Annotated in this window: 16 protein-coding genes and 2 pseudogenes; 16 read left to right on the plus strand and 2 right to left on the minus strand. The window is 71.2% G+C overall.

Translation table 11 applies throughout. The annotated features are described in order from the left end of the window. Positions 1 to 54: 54 nt before the first annotated feature. The 3 genes and pseudogenes from E4198_RS22010 to E4198_RS22020 all read left to right on the plus strand — a co-directional run. On the plus strand, positions 55 to 759 hold the full coding sequence (locus E4198_RS22010) for a maleylpyruvate isomerase family mycothiol-dependent enzyme (RefSeq protein WP_136184679.1): 705 nt from the start codon (positions 55 to 57) through the stop codon (positions 757 to 759). Positions 760 to 941: 182 nt separating this feature from the next. Further along, positions 942 to 1,595 (plus strand): MBL fold metallo-hydrolase, encoded by a 654-nt coding sequence (locus E4198_RS22015; protein WP_136184680.1) that lies wholly within the window; start codon positions 942 to 944, stop codon positions 1,593 to 1,595. A 236-nt stretch (positions 1,596 to 1,831) separates the two neighbouring features. Continuing rightward, positions 1,832 to 1,984 (plus strand): annotated as a pseudogene (locus tag E4198_RS22020) (leucine zipper domain-containing protein); the annotation flags it as partial. A 112-nt stretch (positions 1,985 to 2,096) separates the two neighbouring features. On the opposite strand, the gene E4198_RS22025 reads toward E4198_RS22020, so the two are convergent. Beyond that, positions 2,097 to 2,777, minus strand: coding sequence for a 2'-5' RNA ligase family protein (locus tag E4198_RS22025; RefSeq protein ID WP_136184681.1), 681 nt, complete (start codon positions 2,775 to 2,777; stop codon positions 2,097 to 2,099). Next, positions 2,777 to 3,661, minus strand: a complete 885-nt coding sequence (locus E4198_RS22030) for an HAD family hydrolase (RefSeq protein WP_136184682.1) — start codon at positions 3,659 to 3,661, stop codon at positions 2,777 to 2,779. The genes E4198_RS22025 and E4198_RS22030 overlap by 1 nt, the downstream gene beginning before the upstream one ends. A 507-nt stretch (positions 3,662 to 4,168) precedes the next feature. Here E4198_RS22030 and E4198_RS22035 point away from each other — a divergent pair. The 13 genes and pseudogenes from E4198_RS22035 (at position 4,169) to E4198_RS22090 (ending at position 17,176) form a co-directional block, all read left to right on the plus strand. Further along, positions 4,169 to 4,477 (plus strand): thioredoxin family protein, encoded by a 309-nt coding sequence (locus E4198_RS22035; RefSeq protein ID WP_136184683.1) that lies wholly within the window; start codon positions 4,169 to 4,171, stop codon positions 4,475 to 4,477. Positions 4,478 to 4,716: 239 nt separating this feature from the next. Next, positions 4,717 to 6,309: a thiamine pyrophosphate-binding protein gene (locus E4198_RS22040; RefSeq protein WP_247597972.1), complete on the plus strand. Its 1,593-nt coding sequence runs from the start codon at positions 4,717 to 4,719 to the stop codon at positions 6,307 to 6,309. Between the two features lie 691 nt (positions 6,310 to 7,000). Further along, positions 7,001 to 7,181 (plus strand): annotated as a pseudogene (locus tag E4198_RS22045) (MBL fold metallo-hydrolase); the annotation flags it as partial. Positions 7,182 to 7,735: 554 nt separating this feature from the next. After that, on the plus strand, positions 7,736 to 7,909 hold the full coding sequence (locus E4198_RS25100) for a hypothetical protein (protein ID WP_168711492.1): 174 nt from the start codon (positions 7,736 to 7,738) through the stop codon (positions 7,907 to 7,909). A gap of 73 nt (positions 7,910 to 7,982) precedes the next feature. Beyond that, positions 7,983 to 9,980 (plus strand): excinuclease ABC subunit UvrC, encoded by a 1,998-nt coding sequence (gene uvrC / locus E4198_RS22050; protein WP_136184685.1) that lies wholly within the window; start codon positions 7,983 to 7,985, stop codon positions 9,978 to 9,980. Between the two features lie 26 nt (positions 9,981 to 10,006). Further along, entirely contained in the window at positions 10,007 to 10,942 is a 936-nt protein-coding gene (rapZ, locus tag E4198_RS22055; RefSeq protein WP_136184686.1) for an RNase adapter RapZ, read from the plus strand. Beyond that, entirely contained in the window at positions 10,942 to 11,964 is a 1,023-nt protein-coding gene (yvcK, locus tag E4198_RS22060) for a uridine diphosphate-N-acetylglucosamine-binding protein YvcK (RefSeq protein WP_136184687.1), read from the plus strand. The genes rapZ and yvcK overlap by 1 nt, the downstream gene beginning before the upstream one ends. Beyond that, positions 11,955 to 12,932 carry a DNA-binding protein WhiA gene (gene whiA, locus E4198_RS22065; protein WP_027762435.1) on the plus strand — a complete coding sequence of 326 codons (978 nt, stop codon included), beginning with the start codon at positions 11,955 to 11,957 and terminating at the stop codon, positions 12,930 to 12,932. Before yvcK ends, whiA begins: the two co-directional genes overlap by 10 nt. Before the next feature lie 211 nt (positions 12,933 to 13,143). Beyond that, positions 13,144 to 14,148, plus strand: a complete 1,005-nt coding sequence (gene gap / locus E4198_RS22070; RefSeq protein WP_136184688.1) for a type I glyceraldehyde-3-phosphate dehydrogenase — start codon at positions 13,144 to 13,146, stop codon at positions 14,146 to 14,148. Positions 14,149 to 14,288: 140 nt separating this feature from the next. Next, the gene (locus tag E4198_RS22075) at positions 14,289 to 15,491 is read left to right on the plus strand and encodes a phosphoglycerate kinase (RefSeq protein WP_136184689.1); all 1,203 of its coding nucleotides are present in this window, start codon (positions 14,289 to 14,291) and stop codon (positions 15,489 to 15,491) included. A gap of 7 nt (positions 15,492 to 15,498) precedes the next feature. Further along, positions 15,499 to 16,275, plus strand: coding sequence for a triose-phosphate isomerase (tpiA, locus tag E4198_RS22080; RefSeq protein WP_136184690.1), 777 nt, complete (start codon positions 15,499 to 15,501; stop codon positions 16,273 to 16,275). 160 nt (positions 16,276 to 16,435) lie between these two features. Beyond that, the gene (secG, locus tag E4198_RS22085) at positions 16,436 to 16,666 is read left to right on the plus strand and encodes a preprotein translocase subunit SecG (RefSeq protein ID WP_037789051.1); all 231 of its coding nucleotides are present in this window, start codon (positions 16,436 to 16,438) and stop codon (positions 16,664 to 16,666) included. A 174-nt stretch (positions 16,667 to 16,840) separates the two neighbouring features. Then, positions 16,841 to 17,176 (plus strand): RNA polymerase-binding protein RbpA, encoded by a 336-nt coding sequence (locus E4198_RS22090; RefSeq protein ID WP_078528342.1) that lies wholly within the window; start codon positions 16,841 to 16,843, stop codon positions 17,174 to 17,176. Positions 17,177 to 17,442: the final 266 nt, after the last annotated feature.

Consider the following 17,442-nt stretch of genomic DNA (forward strand, 5'->3'; position numbering starts at 1 on the left):
CCGGACCTGGAGCGCGAGCTTCACCCGATGGTGTGAGGCCGCTAGGTTGGGATCATGACCACGCACTCTCCCGCCGACGACTGCGCGGCCCTCCGCGAGTCCACCGCACGCCTCCTCGAGTCCGTCGCGAAGCTGAGCGACCCGGAGGTCTCCGCGCCCTCCCGCCTCCCGGGCTGGACCCGCGGCCACGTCCTCGCCCACCTCGCCCGCAACTCCGACGCGCTGCTCAACGTACTCGCCGGCAGGCCGATGTACGTCAGCGCCGAGGCGCGCGACGCCGACATCGAGAGCGGCGCGCCCCGCCCGGCCGCCGAGCAGATGGAGGACGTGGCCGTCACGGCCCTCCGCCTCGACGGAGCCTTCGAGGGGCAGCCGGACGGCGACGCCGGGTGGGAGCGCACCGTCGAACTGCGCAACGGAGTCACCGACCGGGTGGCGAACATCCCGTGGCGGCGCTGGATCGAGACCGAACTGCACCACGTGGACCTCGGCGTCGGATACGAGCTGACGGACGTTCCGGCGGACTTCGTCGAACGCGAGATCGCGAACATGGCCGCGCGCTACCAGGGCCACGCCGACCTGGCCGTCGGCGTCGAGCTGCGCACCGGGGACGGGCGGTCCTGGCGTACCGGTGCGGCCGAGGGTGAGCCGCTCGTCGTCACGGGCACGCCCGTCGCCCTCATGGGATGGATCACCGGCCGCGCCGACGGGTCCGGCCTCTCTGCCCCGGAGCCGCTGCCGGCCCTGCCCACCTTCTGACGTCCGCCCCGTTCCGGGCAGGCGCGGGGGAGTTCCCGGCGTCTGCCCGGGACCGGTTCCGGGCAGACGCGCGAGGTCGTCGGCCGGCCCGTGAGGACTGGGGCGGATCTGGGGAGCCCCCAGGCATCCGGCGCCGCGGGCCGACCCTCAAAGATCCGCCGGACAGGCCCTAAGGTGAGGGCATGGCTTACAGCGGAGCGGTGAAGGTCGGCGGTCCCGCCGACGTGCACGAGTTGGCCGACCTGATGATCTCCAAGGCGGCCGTCGGCCCGATGGACAACAACACCTACCTGCTGCGCTGCCGCGCCACCGGCGAGCAGTTGCTGATCGACGCGGCCGACGAGCCGGAGACGCTCCTCCGGCTCATCGGTGAGGACGGCCTCGCCGGGGTCGTCACCACCCATCGCCACGGCGACCACTGGCAGGCGCTTGCCGAGGTGGTCCGCGCCACCGGCGCCCGCACGTACGCTGGGCGGTACGACGCCGAGGGCATCCCGGTGCCCACCGACGTGCCGCTGGAGGACGGCGACACCGTCCGCGTGGGCCGGGTCGAGCTCACCGCCCGCCACCTGGTCGGCCACACCCCGGGCTCGGTGGCCCTCGTCTACGACGACCCGCACGGCCATCCCCACCTGTTCACCGGGGACTGCCTGTTCCCCGGCGGTCCTGGCCGGACAACACAGCCTGAGGAATTCACCTCCCTCATGGACGACTTGGAGGCCAAGGTGTTCGGCGTCCTGCCGGACGAAACCTGGATCTACCCGGGTCACGGCAACGACACCACGCTCGGAGCCGAGCGCCCCTCGCTCGCGGAGTGGCGCGAGCGCGGCTGGTGACCGTCCAACGCGCGACCGCCCCCGCTCGAAGCCGAAGCGGGGGCGGTCGCTGCGTTCAGGCGTGCCGGCGCGCCAGGGGCATCATGGCTGACGGGCGCGTCGTCCAGGGCTGTGCCTAGGTGTTCTGACCACGGAGGTTGGTGACGGTGATCACCGGCAGGTGATCTTGAAATGGGGTGAGGGCCTTCCGGCCCGGTGTGGACTGCGAGATCTGCACCGGCGACCAGAAAGGCATCATGCCGCACCGTAACGCACCGCTGACCGAGACCGGACGTCTGCGCCTGGCCCGCTGTGTGGTCGAGGATGGCTGCCCCCTGCGCCGGGCGGCTGAACGGTTCGACGTATCGGTCACCACCGTCCAGCGGTGGGCGACCCGCTACCGGACCGACCTCGAGAGCCGCACGGCTCCCCGGCTTCCGCGACCTGGACGACGACAGCCACGAACCGGTGGTCGTCACCGGTTCACCGCCAGCCGCGTCCCTGCCTCCACAGGACAAACACCTAGCTCTGACGGCCTCTGGGGGTCTTGCCCTTCGGGGAGAAGTCCCAGGTCTTCAGTTCGCGTTGCGCGGTGCCGTTGTTGCCGAGTTGGAAGACGGCGAAGCCGGCCGGATGGAAGGTGAAGGCGTCGAAGGTCCTGCTTTCCAGATCGGCGAGGAAGTCGAGCTGGGCGAGGCCGACGGTGACGTGCGCGACGAAGTTGTCGCCGCTGTGGTCCGGCACATAGCGCTCCACGTACTCGACGGTGTCCGCGTTGATCTCGGGTGCCTGCGCCGTGGTCACGTACGCGGCGGCAGTCCCCCCTTGCTCGGCGAAGGGCGCGACCGCAGCGATGAGCGAGCGCTGCAGGTCGAGCACCGCCTGACTTGGCTCGACGACCAGGGCAGCGAGGCCCACTCCGGCCTGGGAGGTGACCTGCATGTGGGCGACCCGGACGCCGCGCAGTTGGAGCGCATCCGGATCCGCGGAACTGATCGTTTCTGCGACAGCGGCGAAGACACGGGTGAGCTCGCTGGTGCGGACGTAGCGCTGTAGCAGAGTGATGTGGGGCCGGTGGTGGGCGTCGAGCCGGAAGCCATCGGGGACGCTCTGGCGCATCTGGGTGTTTAGCACCCTGGAGCGCTCGATCATCGTGGCGTCGGGAAGCATCAGGATGTCGATCGCGGTGAGGTCGTCGCTCATCAGAACACCGCGTTCCAGTCGTTCTTGATGCTGACCAAGGTCCATCCCCGCCGCTTCGCCTCCTGCACCGACCTCTCGGCGGCGGCGGTATAGGCGTACTCGCGTTCCTCGTCGTCGTGAACGACCAGCATCGCGAACGTCGCGGACTCCAGCATCTCGATGTCGACGTCGGCGTTGCCACCCGCGAAGGCCGGCATCCGACCGGTCGTGGCGAAGAGGTGCTCGGGCTTGCCCGGGCCGAGGGCGATCCCGCCCAGGACCTTGTCGGTGCGGTGGAGTACGCCGTCCCGGTATTCGTACTGGGGGGCCGTCCCGACCACGTCCTCCCTGTTGAGCCCCCAGGCGTCCTCGGCGATCACCCGCATGAAGTCCCGGCCTCCCCCCGAGCAGACGAAGATCCGGAAATCGTGCGACCTCAGCAGGTCGAAGAGCTCCAGCATCGGCTTGTAGACCAGCTCGGTATAGGGCGCCCCGAAGCGCTCGGACTTCGCGCCGTCCAGGTATCGCAGTACCTCGGCGTCGAACTCGGCCGGTGTCGTCCCGCGCCAGTTCGACGCGAGCGCCCCCTCCAGGGCCATGATCGCGTCGGGGCGTTGCTGACCTACCGCGGTGAAGAAGTCGTGATCCTGTTCGAGGATCGCCTTGTAGGGCTGCGTGCCCGCGAGAGAGGCATCACGCCGAGCTGCCGCGGCCAGGGCACGGAAGATGAAATCGAGCTGCACCGGAAGCGGCTGCTCGACCCAGAGAGTGCCGTCGTTGTCGAAGGCGGCGACCCGCTCCGCGGGCTTCAGGTATCCGTCGCCGGGGGTCGTCACCCGGCTGATGAACCCGATGACGGCTTGCTTCGCCGGGCCATCGGTCCAGCTTGGAAGCTTCTCGTCCATGAAGCGCCTCTCCATTGCCTCGCCCACGCAACGAGCGGCGGCGGCTCATCCGCGCCGGCCAGCACGCGCGAACGGTGCCTGCGGTCGCCCAATGGTGGAATCGTCCGGAGCCTTGGGGACCTACGCTCGAACCATCTGACATCTCAGTGGCCCAGCCGCACAAAGCCTTCCATCTCCAGCTAAGCAGCTCGAACACACCTGTGCATCCCCAGATCGACGCAGCTGGCTGGGAGGGGTGCCCCGCGACCACTGTCGCGCGTATGCCGCCCAGTCGCTGGTTCGCGCCCACTGGAGCTCGACGGTGGTCTCATCAAACCCGGGCCGCGCCGCGCCACCGGGTGCACCTTCATGCTCAGGCTTGGGCAGTCCAGGACCCGCCGCAACGGCCGAACCGCCCGCCATCGGAAGGCTGGCCCCGCCCACGCAAGACGCCTCCTGGGAAACCCCGGCTCAGCGGCTCTCGAAGCTGCTCGACGCCATGGCCTGACCCAGAGGCATCGTGGAGGCGTGGATATCGAACTGCTCTACTTCACCGGCTGCCCGAACTGGACCACCGCCCAGGAGCACCTCACCGAGGCCCTCGCCACACTGGGCCGCTCCGAACAGGAGGTGAAGCTCCACGCCGTCGAAACGAGCGAGGAAGCAGGGACACTGCACTTCCCCGGCTCTCCCACGATCCACATCGACGGCCATGACCCCTTCCCAGCCGCCTCCGAGACCTTCGGCTTGACCTGCCGCGTCTACTCAACGCCGGGCGGCCTCGCCGGCGCACCCACCGTCAAGCAACTCGCCCAAGCGCTCACCCACACCCCATAAGATCGTCGCAACACCCGCCGGTGTTGCGACGATCCCTGGAATCCGCCGAGGGTGGCCGGGGCCCACTTGTGTTTCGGCCTCCTGCCCCAACAACCCGTCTCAAAAGGCGCATTGGTGCTTTAGCGGCCCTCAGGCAGGGCAGGCTGAGGACGGGAGACCCCGACGGTCGCACGCCGGGACCCCTGCCTCAGCAACGACTGCCCCCGCTACGTGGGAGCAGGAGGAGGGAATCGGTGAGCATGCACGAAACCGGCGCTCCCACGGGCGCAGAGCTGACACTCGACGTGCTGCGAGACGAAGGCGTACGGCACCTCTTCGGCAACCCCGGCACCACCGAACTGCCACTAGTCCAACAAGTGGCCAGGCAGCACGACATCTCCTACGTGCTCGCCCTACAGGAAGCCTCCGCGGTGGCCATGGCCGACGGCTACGCACGGATCACCGGTCGGCCCGCGGTCGCCAACCTGCACGCGGCCGCCGGCCTGGGCAACAGCATCGGAGCACTGACGAACGCCGCCGCCGCCCGAGTGCCAATGGTGGTCACCGCCGGCCAACAAGACCTGCGTCACCTCATCCACGCCCCGGTACTGGCCGGGGACCTGACGGCGCTGACCGCCGGGACCGTCAAATGGGCCCACCAGGTCTCCACCCGCGAAGAACTCGGCGAAGTCCTGCGCCACGCCTTCCGCGTAGCCGCAGCGCCACCCACAGGCCCGGTCTTCGTGTCCCTGCCGATGAACCTGCTCGATGCCCCCGGACCGGCCGCCCCGCCCCGCAGCCCCGTACTGCGCGCCGCCGCCGCACCCATCCAAGAACCGGCCGAACTACTGAGCCAGGCCCCGCCCGGCAGCATCGCCCTGGTCTACGGTGACGAACTGGCCCGCCACGCACCCGCCGAGGGGCAAGCCCTGGCCGAAGCCCTCAACGCGCCCGTATGGGCCGCTGGCTGGCCGGCCACCAACCCCTTACCGACCACCCACCCGCTATGGCGCGGCTATCTACCCACCCATGTGACGGGCATCCGCGACACCCTCGCGCCCTATCGCACTGTTCTCCTCGTCGGCGCTCACCCTTTCCCGCTGTACTACCCCTACAGCCCCGGCCCCCCGCTCGCGTCGGACACCACTGTCGTTCAGATCACCTCAGACCCCACCGGCCCCGGACGAGACACCCCCGTCACCTGCTCCGTCGTCGGCCACCTGCGGCCCACCCTGGAGGCCCTACTCGACACCCTGCCCGCGGCCGCAGCTACAGCCGATACCGTGCCCACCAGCTGGCCCGCTTCGCCCACACCAGGCACCCTCGACTCGGCCGAGTGGGCCCGCACCGTAGCCCGAAACCTGCCCGACGGTGCACTCGTCGTCGACGAAGCCCCGCAAGCCACCCGTCACCTACGCACCGCCCTGCGCCTGGAGCAGGCCAACCTCTACCAGTGGGTATCCGGCGGCCTGGGATGGGCCATGCCGGCCGCCGTCGGCGCCGCCCTCACCCGCCCCGGGCCCGTGCTGTGCACCCTCGGCGACGGCGCCGCCATGTATTCCCCGCAAGCTCTATGGACCGCCGCCCACCTCGGCCTTCCCATCGGCTACCTGATCGCCAACAACCGCGAGTACCGAGTCCTGAAAGACAACTGGCGGCACCGCGATAACCAGGCCCGCAGCTACCTGGGAATGGACCTCACCGACCCGCCACTGGACTTCACCGCGCTTGCCCGCGCCATGGGCGTCCCCGCCCAGCAGGTCACCACCCCCGACGGCCTCGCCGACGCCATCCACCACGGCTACCGCACCGGCGGCCCATTCCTCGTTGACGCCGTCGTGGCTTCCTCCTAGCCCTGAAGGGCCGGGCGCCTGCTGGAGAACTCGGTGGTCGATGCGCCGCCATCGCTTGCCCGGTGGTGTCTGGCGCGGCGTCACCGACGTTGAGTCCCGTACGCGCCCGCTCGTCGCGGAGCGCGAGGCTCTGCCGGGCCCGGTCGAGGACGCCCGGCGCGAGGTACGAGAACGGCTCGCCGTCGGTCCGGCGGTGAGCCGGCGTCGGCGAGTCCACGTAGGCGCGCACACCGTGCTGCACCGCTGTCTCCTGCACCAGACCGCGGCGGGCCGCGCTCCTGGTGGCATGGCGCCCGGTGAGAGCCTGCCTGCGCCGCAACTCCTCGTCGGCCAGGTGTAGCACCGCCTCCAGACACCGCGCCCAGACCTCCACATGTGTCCGCGACGGCACCGGGTGGAACCGCCACTCGAATGCGCGGTGTGGGCGGCCGGTGAGGGTGAGGACACCCGCGTCCGTCAGCAGCTCCCGGAGCGTCCCGTGCGCCGGCGGCAGCCGGTGGGAGCGGGCGAAGTCCTCGGCGGACTGCCCCGGGGAGGGCCGGCGCCACCCACCGGGGTACTACTCGCCGCCGTGCAGACCCAGGTCAGCGCCGAACGGCGCCCCGCACCCTCGCCGAGGTCTACCTCGAAGAGACAGCCCCCCGGCCGTGCGGCGCGGCATTTTGTTCAGGGAGGAGAGCTCTGTGGTGTCCCCGGCGGCGTCGGCAACACCTTGCGAAGCGGAGGCGTTCACGACGCTCCTGCACGACGTGCAGGCCGAGCTCTTCGACCGGCTCCCCGACGAGACGTGGGTCTACCTCGGCCACAGGGCCGACACCGCGCTGGGCACCGAGCGCCCGCACCTCGCGGAGTGGCGCGAGCGCGGCTGGTGAGCACGCCCGCCGTCGACGGCACCGGGTTCGCCGGCGTCCCGCCGCCCCTACCGCTGCGCCGGGACCAGTCCGAGGCGCTGGGCGCCCTCGACGAGGCGCTCGCGGCGGGCAGACGCCGGGTCTCGGCCGTGCTCCTCGGCCCGGGCGTCCTCGCGTCGCTCGCCGCGGCGGCCGGGGGAGGGGCAGCCTTCGTGCTCCGCAGGGCCGCTCTCGGCGCGCGCATGCTCCGCGCCGCCGGAGCGGAGCCTCCGGCCCCCCGCCGTCGCCCCCGCCGTCGCGGAGGCCCCGCACGCGGCAGGGCTCGTCCCGCGCGGAGCGGAGGCGGTGCCGGTCGCTCCCGACGAGACCGGCGCCTACCGGGTGCGGCTGGCGGGGGTGCTGGCGGCGGCGTCGGCCCTGTTCGCCACCTCTTTCGATGAGGCCGTGTCGCTCGTCGGCGATCCCCGCTACCTCGTTCCCCGCTACCTCGTCACCGGGCACGGACTGCGCGACGGGGGCAGGGCGGCGCGCGGCCGCCTCCGCTCCCACGCGGTGGTGCACCCGCGGCGCCCGCCGTGCTGGGCGAGAACCGCCGGCGCGTCGACCTGTACGCGACGGCCTGGCGCCGGTACGTGAGCGAGGCCGTGCCCGTCTACACCCGTTCCCCGGAGGGCGCGGGCGTGCTCGCCGCCGAGGCCGGGGCCTCGCCGCTGGATGCCTCCACCGCCCTCCGCGTCGCCTGGACGTGACCCGGCCGCGGGCGGCGGAACCGCCCGGGCAGCACCCCGCAGGACGTCGGTCCCCGCACGTAGGGTGTGACGCATGGCAGACCCCTCCACCTACCGACCCAAGCCGGGAGAGATCCCCGACTCGCCGGGGGTCTACCGGTTCCGTGACGCGCACCGCCGCGTGATCTACGTCGGCAAGGCCAAGAGCCTCCGCTTGCGCCTGGCGAACTACTTCCAGGACCTGTCGGGCCTGCACCCGCGCACCCGGACGATGGTGACCACGGCGGCATCCGTGGAGTGGACCGTCGTCTCCACCGAGGTGGAGGCGCTCCAGCTCGAATACACCTGGATCAAGGAGTACGACCCCCGCTTCAACGTCAAGTACCGCGACGACAAGAGTTACCCGTCCCTCGCGGTCACGCTGAACGAGGAGTTCCCCCGCGTCCAGGTGATGCGCGGCCCGAAGCGGAAGGGGGTGCGCTACTTCGGGCCCTACGCCCATGCCTGGGCCATCCGCGAGACCGTCGACCTGCTGCTGCGCGTCTTCCCCGTACGCACCTGCTCCGCGGGCGTCTTCAAGCGCTCCGCGCAGATCGGCCGTCCCTGCCTGCTCGGCTACATCGGTAAGTGCTCCGCCCCCTGCGTCGGGCGGATCAGCCCCGAGGAGCACCGCGAACTCGCCGACGAATTCTGCGACTTCATGGCCGGCCGCACCGGCGCCCACCTGCGCCGCCTCGAGGAGAGGATGCACGAGGCCGCCGAGGAGACGGAGTACGAGCGCGCCGCCCGGCTCCGCGACGACATCGAGGCGCTGCGCCGCGCCATGGAGAAGAACGCCGTCGTCCTCACCGACGCCACCGACGCCGACCTCATCGCGCTGGCCGAGGACGAACTCGAGGCCGCCGTGCAGATCTTCCACGTCCGCGGCGGCCGCGTGCGCGGCCAGCGCGGCTGGGTCACCGACCGCGTCGAGGAGGTCGGGACCGCCGAACTCGTCGAGCACGCCCTCCAGCAGCTCTACGGCGAGGAGAGCGGCGACACCGTGCCCCGCGAGGTGCTGGTCCCCGCCCTGCCCGAGCCGGTCGAGCCGATCGCCCAGTGGCTGGCCGGTCGCCGCGGCGCCGGCGTGAACCTCCGCGTCCCGCGGCGCGGCGACAAGCGGGCCCTGATGGAGACCGTCCAGCGCAACGCCCAGCAGGCGCTCGCCCTGCACAAGACCAAGCGTGCCTCCGACCTCACCACCCGCTCCCGCGCCCTGGAGGAGATCGCCGAGGCCCTCGACCTCGACTCCGCGCCGCTGCGCATCGAGTGCTTCGACGTCTCGCACCTCCAGGGCGACGACGTGGTCGCGTCCATGGTCGTCTTCGAGGACGGCCTCGCCCGCAAGAGCGAGTACCGGCGCTTCCAGATCCGCTCCTTCGCCGGCCAGGACGACGTACGGGCCATGCACGAGGTCGTCGCCCGGCGTTTCCGGCGGTACCTCCAGGAGATGCAGCGGACCGGCGAGTGGCCCGAGGGCGAGGAGGGCGAGCACGGCCGGGACGAGGACGGGCGTCCGAAGAAGTTCGCCTACCCGCCGCAGCTCCTCGTGGTCGACGGCGGCAAGCCGCAGGTCGCGGCGGCGCAGCGGGCACTGAACGAGCTCGGGGTCGACGACGTGGCCGTGTGCGGCCTCGCCAAACGGCTGGAGGAGGTCTGGCTGCCGCAGGACGACGACCCCGTCGTTCTCCCCCGTACGAGTGAAGGCCTCTACCTCCTGCAGCGCGTCCGTGACGAGGCGCACCGTTTTGCGATCACCTACCAGCGGAGCAAGCGGAAGAAGGCCCTCACGGCGAGCCCGCTGGACGCCGTGCCCGGCCTCGGCGAAACCCGCAAACAGGCGCTGATCAAACACTTCGGGTCGGTCAAACGGCTTCGGGCGGCCACTGTGGAGCAGATCTGCGAGGTCCCGGGCGTCGGCCGCAAGACCGCGGAGACCGTCGCGGCGTCGCTGGCCGGGGCGACTCCGGGCGGACCCGCCGTCAACACCGCCACGGGTGAGATCGTGGAAGACGAAGAACGCCCCCGCCAGACGCGGGGCGGCAACCGCTGACGACGGCCGGACCGGGGGACGCGATCATGGACGAAGCACACGACGACCGCAGAGACGGAGCACAGGTGAGCACGGGCACGCCCGCCGAGAGCGAGGACGCGACGACACCGGAGCTGGTGATCATCTCCGGCATGTCCGGGGCGGGGCGCAGCACCGCCGCGAAGTGCCTGGAGGACCTCGGCTGGTTCGTGGTCGACAACCTGCCGCCCGCGCTCATCCCCACCATGGTGGATCTCGGCGCGCGCTCGCAGGGCAACGTCGCCCGGATCGCCGTGGTCGTCGACGTGCGCGGCCGGCGCTTCTTCGACAACCTCAAGCAGTCGCTGATCGACCTCGACGCCAAGGAGGTCACCCGGCGCACCGTCTACCTGGAGGCCTCCGACGAAGCCCTCGTGCGCAGGTTCGAATCCGTGCGGCGCCCCCACCCCCTCCAGGGTGACGGACGCATCGTGGACGGCATCGCCGCCGAACGCGACCTGCTGCGCGAACTACGCGGCGACGCGGACCTGGTGATCGACACCTCCAGCCTCAACGTGCACGAGCTGCGCGCCAAGCTCGACGCCCAGTTCGCCGGCGAGGAGGAGCCCGAACTCCGCGCCACGGTCATGTCGTTCGGCTACAAGTACGGACTTCCCGTGGACGCCGACCTGGTCGTCGACTGCCGCTTCCTGCCCAACCCGCACTGGGTGCCCGAACTGCGCCCCTTCACCGGGCTCAACGAGGAGGTCTCGGGCTACGTCTTCAACCAGCCCGGAGCCAAGGAGTTCCTCGACCGCTACACCGAACTGCTGCAGCTCATCGCCGCGGGCTACCGCCGCGAGGGCAAGCGCTACGTCACGGTCGCAGTCGGGTGCACCGGGGGCAAGCACCGGTCGGTCGCCATGTCCGAACGTCTCGCCGCCCGCCTCTCGCGAGAGGGCGTGGAAACCGTTGTCGTCCACCGGGACATGGGACGTGAGTGATGGCTCGTAGGACCATACGGCTGCGGCGCTTCGTCGGCGGACAGGCGGTACGCCGCGGCGCCCAGCCCAAGGTCGTCGCCCTCGGCGGGGGCATGGGTCTCTCCGCCTCGCTCACCGCGCTGCGCCGCATCACCGGCGACCTCACCGCGGTCGTCACCGTCGCCGACGACGGCGGCTCCAGCGGTCGGCTGCGGGACGAACTCGGCGTGCTGCCCCCCGGCGACCTGCGCAAGGCCCTCGCCGCGCTGTGCGGCGACGACGACTGGGGTCGCACCTGGGCAGAGGTCATCCAGCACCGCTTCGAGAGCAAGGGCGAGCTGCACCAGCACGCGGTCGGCAACCTGCTGATCGTCGCCCTGTGGGAGCAGCTCGGCGACCACGTCCAGGCGCTCGACCTGGTCGGCAGGCTGCTCGGCGCGCACGGCCGCGTGCTGCCCATGTCCGCCGTCCCGCTCGAACTCACCGCGAGCGTGCGCGGACACGATGCCGCCCGGCCCGACGAGGTGAGCACGGTGCGCGGGCAGGCCACCGTCGCGCTGACGCCGGGTGAGGTGCAGCAGGTCCACCTGGTGCCGCCGGACCCGCCCGCCGTGCCGGAAGCCGTCGCCGCCGTCCTGGACGCCGACTGGGTGGTGGTCGGGCCGGGCTCCTGGTTCTCCTCGGTCATCCCGCACCTGCTGGTGCCCGAACTGCGCGACGCGCTCCAGGAGACCAAGGCGCGCCGGGTGCTCTCCCTCAACCTCGCACCGCAACCGGGCGAAACGGAAGGTTTCTCCCCGCAGCGTCATTTGGAGGTTTTGGCACGACACGCCCCTAAACTCGCCTTCGACGCGGTGCTGGCCGACCAGGACGCGGTGCCGGACGAACACAGCCTCCGGGAGGCTGCCGAGCAGCTCGGAGCCACGGTCCAGCTGGCCCCCGTCGCGGCCTCCGGCCAGTCCGCCCGGCACGACCCGGAGCTGCTGGCGGCCGCGTACGACCGTATTTTTCGGATGCATGGAAGGATCGGCCCATGGCGATGACGGCAGCGGTGAAGGACGAAATCTCCCGGCTCCCCGTCACCCGGACCTGCTGCCGGAAGTCGGAGGTCTCGTCGACCCTTCGCTTCGCGGGCGGCCTGCACCTGGTCAGCGGACGCATCGTGATCGAGGCGGAACTCGACACGGGCATCGCCGCCCGGCGGCTCCGCAAGGACATTCTGGAGATCTTCGGCCACGCCTCCGACCTGGTGGTCATGGCCCCCGGCGGGTTGCGGCGCGGCTCACGCTACGTCGTCCGCGTGGTGGCCGGCGGTGACCAGCTCGCCCGCCAGACCGGCCTGGTCGACAGCAGGGGTCGCCCGATCCGCGGCCTGCCGCCACAGGTGGTCTCGGGGGCCACCTGCGACGCGGAGGCCGCCTGGCGCGGCGCCTTCCTCGCCCACGGCTCGCTGACCGAGCCCGGCCGCTCCTCGTCGCTCGAGGTCACCTGCCCCGGCCCGGAGGCCGCCCTGGCCCTGGTCGGCGCCGCCCGGCGCCTCCAGATCCCCGCGAAGGCCCGCGAGGTGCGCGGCGTCGACCGCGTCGTGGTGCGCGACGGCGACGGCATCGGCGCGCTGCTCACCCGCCTCGGCGCGCACGAGGCAGTGCTCGCCTGGGAGGAGCGCCGCATGCGGCGCGAGGTGCGGGCGACCGCGAACCGGCTCGCGAACTTCGACGACGCCAACCTGCGGCGTTCCGCGCGGGCAGCGGTGGCCGCGGGGGCGCGGGTGCAGCGTGCGCTGGAGATCCTCGGGGAGGACGTCCCCGAGCACCTGGCGGCGGCGGGCGCGCTGCGGATGGAGCACAAGCAGGCGTCGCTGGAGGAGCTCGGCGCCCTCGCCGACCCGCCGCTGACCAAGGACGCGGTGGCGGGCCGGATCCGCCGCCTGCTGGCCATGGCCGACAAGCGCGCACAGGACCTGGGCGTCCCCGGCACCGAGTCCAACCTCGCCGAGGAGATGGCGGTCTGACGCCCGCCTCCCGTGCCGCCGTCCCCGCTCGCCGGACGGGCTCCGACGGGGATCCCGTCCCGCGAGCGAGGACGAGAAGGCGACGGCACGGGAGGGGAGCGGCGCCGGGACCCGGACGCGCGCGGTAGGGTCGGAAGTGGTCGGGGACACAGCCCAAACAGCTCTCGCCGGCGTCCGCACACGCCGGCGTACCCAACGAGGAGATCGGTTCGTGACGATCCGCGTAGGCATCAACGGCTTTGGCCGCATCGGCCGCAACTATTTCCGCGCACTCCTTGAGCAGGGGGCGGACGTCGAGATCGTCGGCGTCAACGACCTGACCGACAACGCGACCCTGGTGCACCTGCTGAAGTACGACAGCATCCTCGGTCGCCTGAAGCAGCAGGTCAGCCACACCGACGACACCATCACGGTCGGCAACCAGACCTTCCGGACGATGGCGGAGCGCGACCCGGCCCAGCTTCCCTGGGGAGAACTCGGCGCCGACATCGTCATCGAGTCCACCGGCATCTTCACCAAGCGCGAGGACGCGGCGAAGCACCTCGCGGCGGGCGCGAAGAAGGTCCTCATCTCGGCTCCGGCCAAGGAGGAGGACATCACGGTGGTCATGGGCGTCAACGAGGACAAGTACGACCCGGAGAAGGACCACGTCATCTCCAACGCCTCGTGCACCACCAACTGCGTCGCGCCGATGGCAAAGGTGCTGGACGAGAGCTTCGGCATCGTCAAGGGCATGATGACGACCGTCCACGCGTACACCAACGACCAGCGCATCCTGGACTTCCCGCACAAGGACCTGCGCCGGGCGCGTGCTGCGGCCGAGAACATCATCCCGACGTCCACCGGCGCCGCGAAGGCGACCGCCCTGGTCCTGCCGCAGCTCAAGGGCAAGCTGGACGGCATCGCGATGCGCGTCCCGGTCCCGACCGGTTCGGTCACGGACCTGGTCATCGAACTGGACCGGGAGGTCACCCGCGACGAGGTGAACACCGCCTTCCAGAAGGCCGCAGAGGGCCAGCTCAAGGGCGTCCTGGAATACACCGAGGACCCGATCGTCTCCTCGGACATCGTCAACTGGCCGGCGTCCTGCACCTTCGACTCGTCCCTGACCATGGTCCAGGGCAAGCAGGTGAAGATCGTCGGCTGGTACGACAACGAGTGGGGCTACTCCAACCGCCTCGTGGACCTGACGGTCTTCGTCGGCGGCAAGCTCTGACCGTCGGCGGTACGTCCACCACGACGGCAGCAGCGAGGTGACATGGCCGGGGCTCGCGGAGCGCGATGACGCGTTGCGCGGGCCCCGGTTCGTACGGGGCCGCCCCAGGTGCGGCCCGACACGAGGAATTCCGAGGAACGATGAAGACGATCGACGATCTTCAGGTGGCCGGCAAGCGGGTCTTCGTCCGCGCCGACCTGAACGTCCCGCTCGACGGGGACACCATCACCGACGACGGCCGCATCCGCGCCGCCGTCCCCACGGTCCGCAGACTTGCCGAGGCCGGGGCCCGCGTGGTCGTCGCCTCCCACCTGGGCCGCCCCAAGGGCTCCCCGGACCCGCAGTTCTCCCTCGCCCCGGTCGCCGCGCGGCTCGGTGACCTCCTCGGCAGGGACGTCGCCTTCGCCGCCGACACTGTCGGCGACCAGGCCCGTGCCACCGTGGACGGCCTGGCCGACGGCGACGTGGCCCTGCTGGAGAACCTCCGCTTCCAGGCCGGGGAGACCAGCAAGGACGACGCCGAACGCGGCGCGTTCGCCGACCGTCTCGCCGCCCTCGCCGACCTCTACGTCGGCGACGGTTTCGGCGCGGTGCACCGCAAGCACGCCTCGGTGTACGACCTCCCCGTCCGGCTCCCGCACGCGGCCGGCGGCCTCATCGCCACCGAGGTCGGCGTGCTGAAGAAGCTCACCGAGAACGTCGCCCGCCCTTACGCCGTCGTCCTCGGCGGCGCCAAGGTCTCCGACAAGCTCGGCGTCATCGAGCACCTGTTGGAGAAGGCCGACCGCATCCTCATCGGCGGCGGCATGGCGTACACCTTCCTCAAGGCCCAGGGCCACGAGGTGGGCGGCTCGCTGCTCCAGGAGGACCAGATCCCGGCCGTCCAGGACTACCTCAAACGGGCGGACGAGCGCGGCGTGGAGTTCGTCCTCCCCGTCGACGTGCTCGCCTCCACCGCGTTCCCGGACCTGAAGACGAAGGCGCCGGCAGACCCCGCCGCCGTGCCCGCCGACGCCATCCCGGCCGACCTGATGGGCCTGGACATCGGCCCGGAGAGCCGCAAGCTGTACGCCGCCAAGCTGGCGGACGCGGCCACCGTCTTCTGGAACGGGCCGATGGGCGTCTTCGAGCACCCGGACTTCGCCGAGGGTACGCGCGCGGTCGCGCAGGGTCTCCTCGACGGTTCGGCCTTCACGGTCGTCGGCGGCGGCGACAGTGCCGCCGCCGTCCGCCTGCTGGGCTTCGACGAGAATGCCTTCGGCCACATCTCGACCGGTGGCGGCGCCAGCCTCGAGTACCTCGAGGGTAAGACGCTCCCCGGCCTCGCCGCACTGGAGGACTGAACACCCCATGAGTAACCGCACGCCGCTGATGGCGGGCAACTGGAAGATGAACCTCAACCACCTCGAGGCCATCGCGCACGTCCAGAAGCTCGCCTTCGCCCTCGCGGACAAGGACCACGAGGCCGTCGAGGTCGCAGTCCTGCCGCCGTTCACCGACCTGCGCTCGGTGCAGACCCTCGTCGACGGCGACAAGCTCAAGATCAGGTACGGCGCCCAGGACGTGTCCGCGCACGAATCCGGCGCCTACACGGGCGAGGTCTCCGGCGCGATGCTGGCCAAGCTCAAGTGCACCTATGTCACCATCGGTCACTCGGAGCGACGCCAGTACCACGCCGAGGACGAGGCCGTCTGCAACGCCAAGGTCAAGGCCGCCTTCGCACACGGGCTCACCCCGATCCTGTGCGTCGGCGAGGGCCTGGAGGTCCGCAAGGCCGGCGATCACGTCGCGCACACCCTCGCCCAGCTCGACGGCGCCCTCGACGGTGTGCCGGCCGAGCAGGCGGCGACGCTCGTGATCGCGTACGAGCCGGTGTGGGCCATCGGCACCGGTGAGGTCGCCACCCCGGAGGACGCCCAGGAGGTCTGCCGCGCGATCCGCGGCCGGCTGGCCGAGCTGTACGACGACGAGGTCGCCGGAAAGGTCCGCATCCAGTACGGCGGCTCGGTGAAGTCCGGCAACGTCGCCGCGATCATGGCGCAGCCCGACGTGGACGGCGCCCTGGTCGGGGGCGCCTCGCTGGACACGGACGAATTCGTGAAGATCGTCCGCTTCCGCGACCAGTGACAGGGTGGTGACAGCGCCGTCGTCGCCCGTCACGGCGGGCACGAGTGACGACGGGTGACCACACGACGTACCCTGTCGGGGGCCGGAGTCAGTCCTCCGGCCCCCGCACCATCCAGAAGTCTTCCGCTCACCGTCCGAGAGAGTTGGTCCAGCCGTGATCATGGGGTTCTCTATCGCCCTCGTCGTCTTCAGCCTGCTGCTGTTGCTGCTGGTGCTGATGCACAAGGGGAAGGGCGGCGGCCTCTCCGACATGTTCGGCGGCGGCATGCAGTCGTCCGTCGGCGGGTCCTCGGTCGCCGAGCGCAATCTCGACCGCATCACGGTCGTCGTCGCCATCGCGTGGTTCGCGATCATCGTGGTGCTCGGTCTGCTGATGAAGTTCGAGGGCTGACCGTCCGCACGCTGTCGACGTTCCGCCCGCCCTGCCTATCATGTGGCTCCGCGGTCCGCGGCCGGAGCAAGTAACTCGGGTCGCGGGGCGCGCGTTGGTCCTACGTAAACCAGGGCGTGTGCGGCGGAGCGGCATCTCCACGCTCCGCGGCACCGTGAGGCAGGGAGTACGACCGTGGCAAGTGGCAACGCGATCCGGGGCAGCCGGGTCGGGGCGGGGCCGATGGGAGAAGCCGAGCGCGGTGAGTCGGCTCCGCGCCTGCGCATCTCCTTCTGGTGCTCGAACGGGCACGAGACACAGCCGAGCTTCGCCGGGGACGCAACCGTCCCCGACACCTGGGACTGCCCTCGCTGCGGCTTCCCCGCCGGCAAGGACCGGGACAACCCGCCCGACCCGCCGCGCACCGAGCCGTACAAGACCCACCTCGCCTACGTCCGCGAGCGGCGCAGCGACGCGGACGGCGAGGCGATCCTCGCCGAGGCGCTGGCCAAGTTGCGCGGCGAGATCTGACGGCGCACCCCGCCGCGGGTCCTTCGGGGCCCACGTCCGGCCTTCCGAGTGCCGCGCCTTCCGTGCCCGTCCTTCCGCCCGCCGTCGTCTCCCACCGCGCCGCAACGGCGGGTGGCCCTTGGCGGATCTCTCGTGAACGACCCCGCCGCACCGCCCCGTCCGGTGGCGTGGGTGGGCCGTCGATCCCTTAGGTTTGTTGCGGCGGGGAACCAACGAGACGAATGGGCTGACTGTGCAGACATACGGAGAGGGTGCGGCGCGGCGCA

The organism is Streptomyces sp. RKND-216 (assembly GCF_004795255.1).
GTDB lineage: Bacteria > Actinomycetota > Actinomycetes > Streptomycetales > Streptomycetaceae > Streptomyces > Streptomyces hazeniae.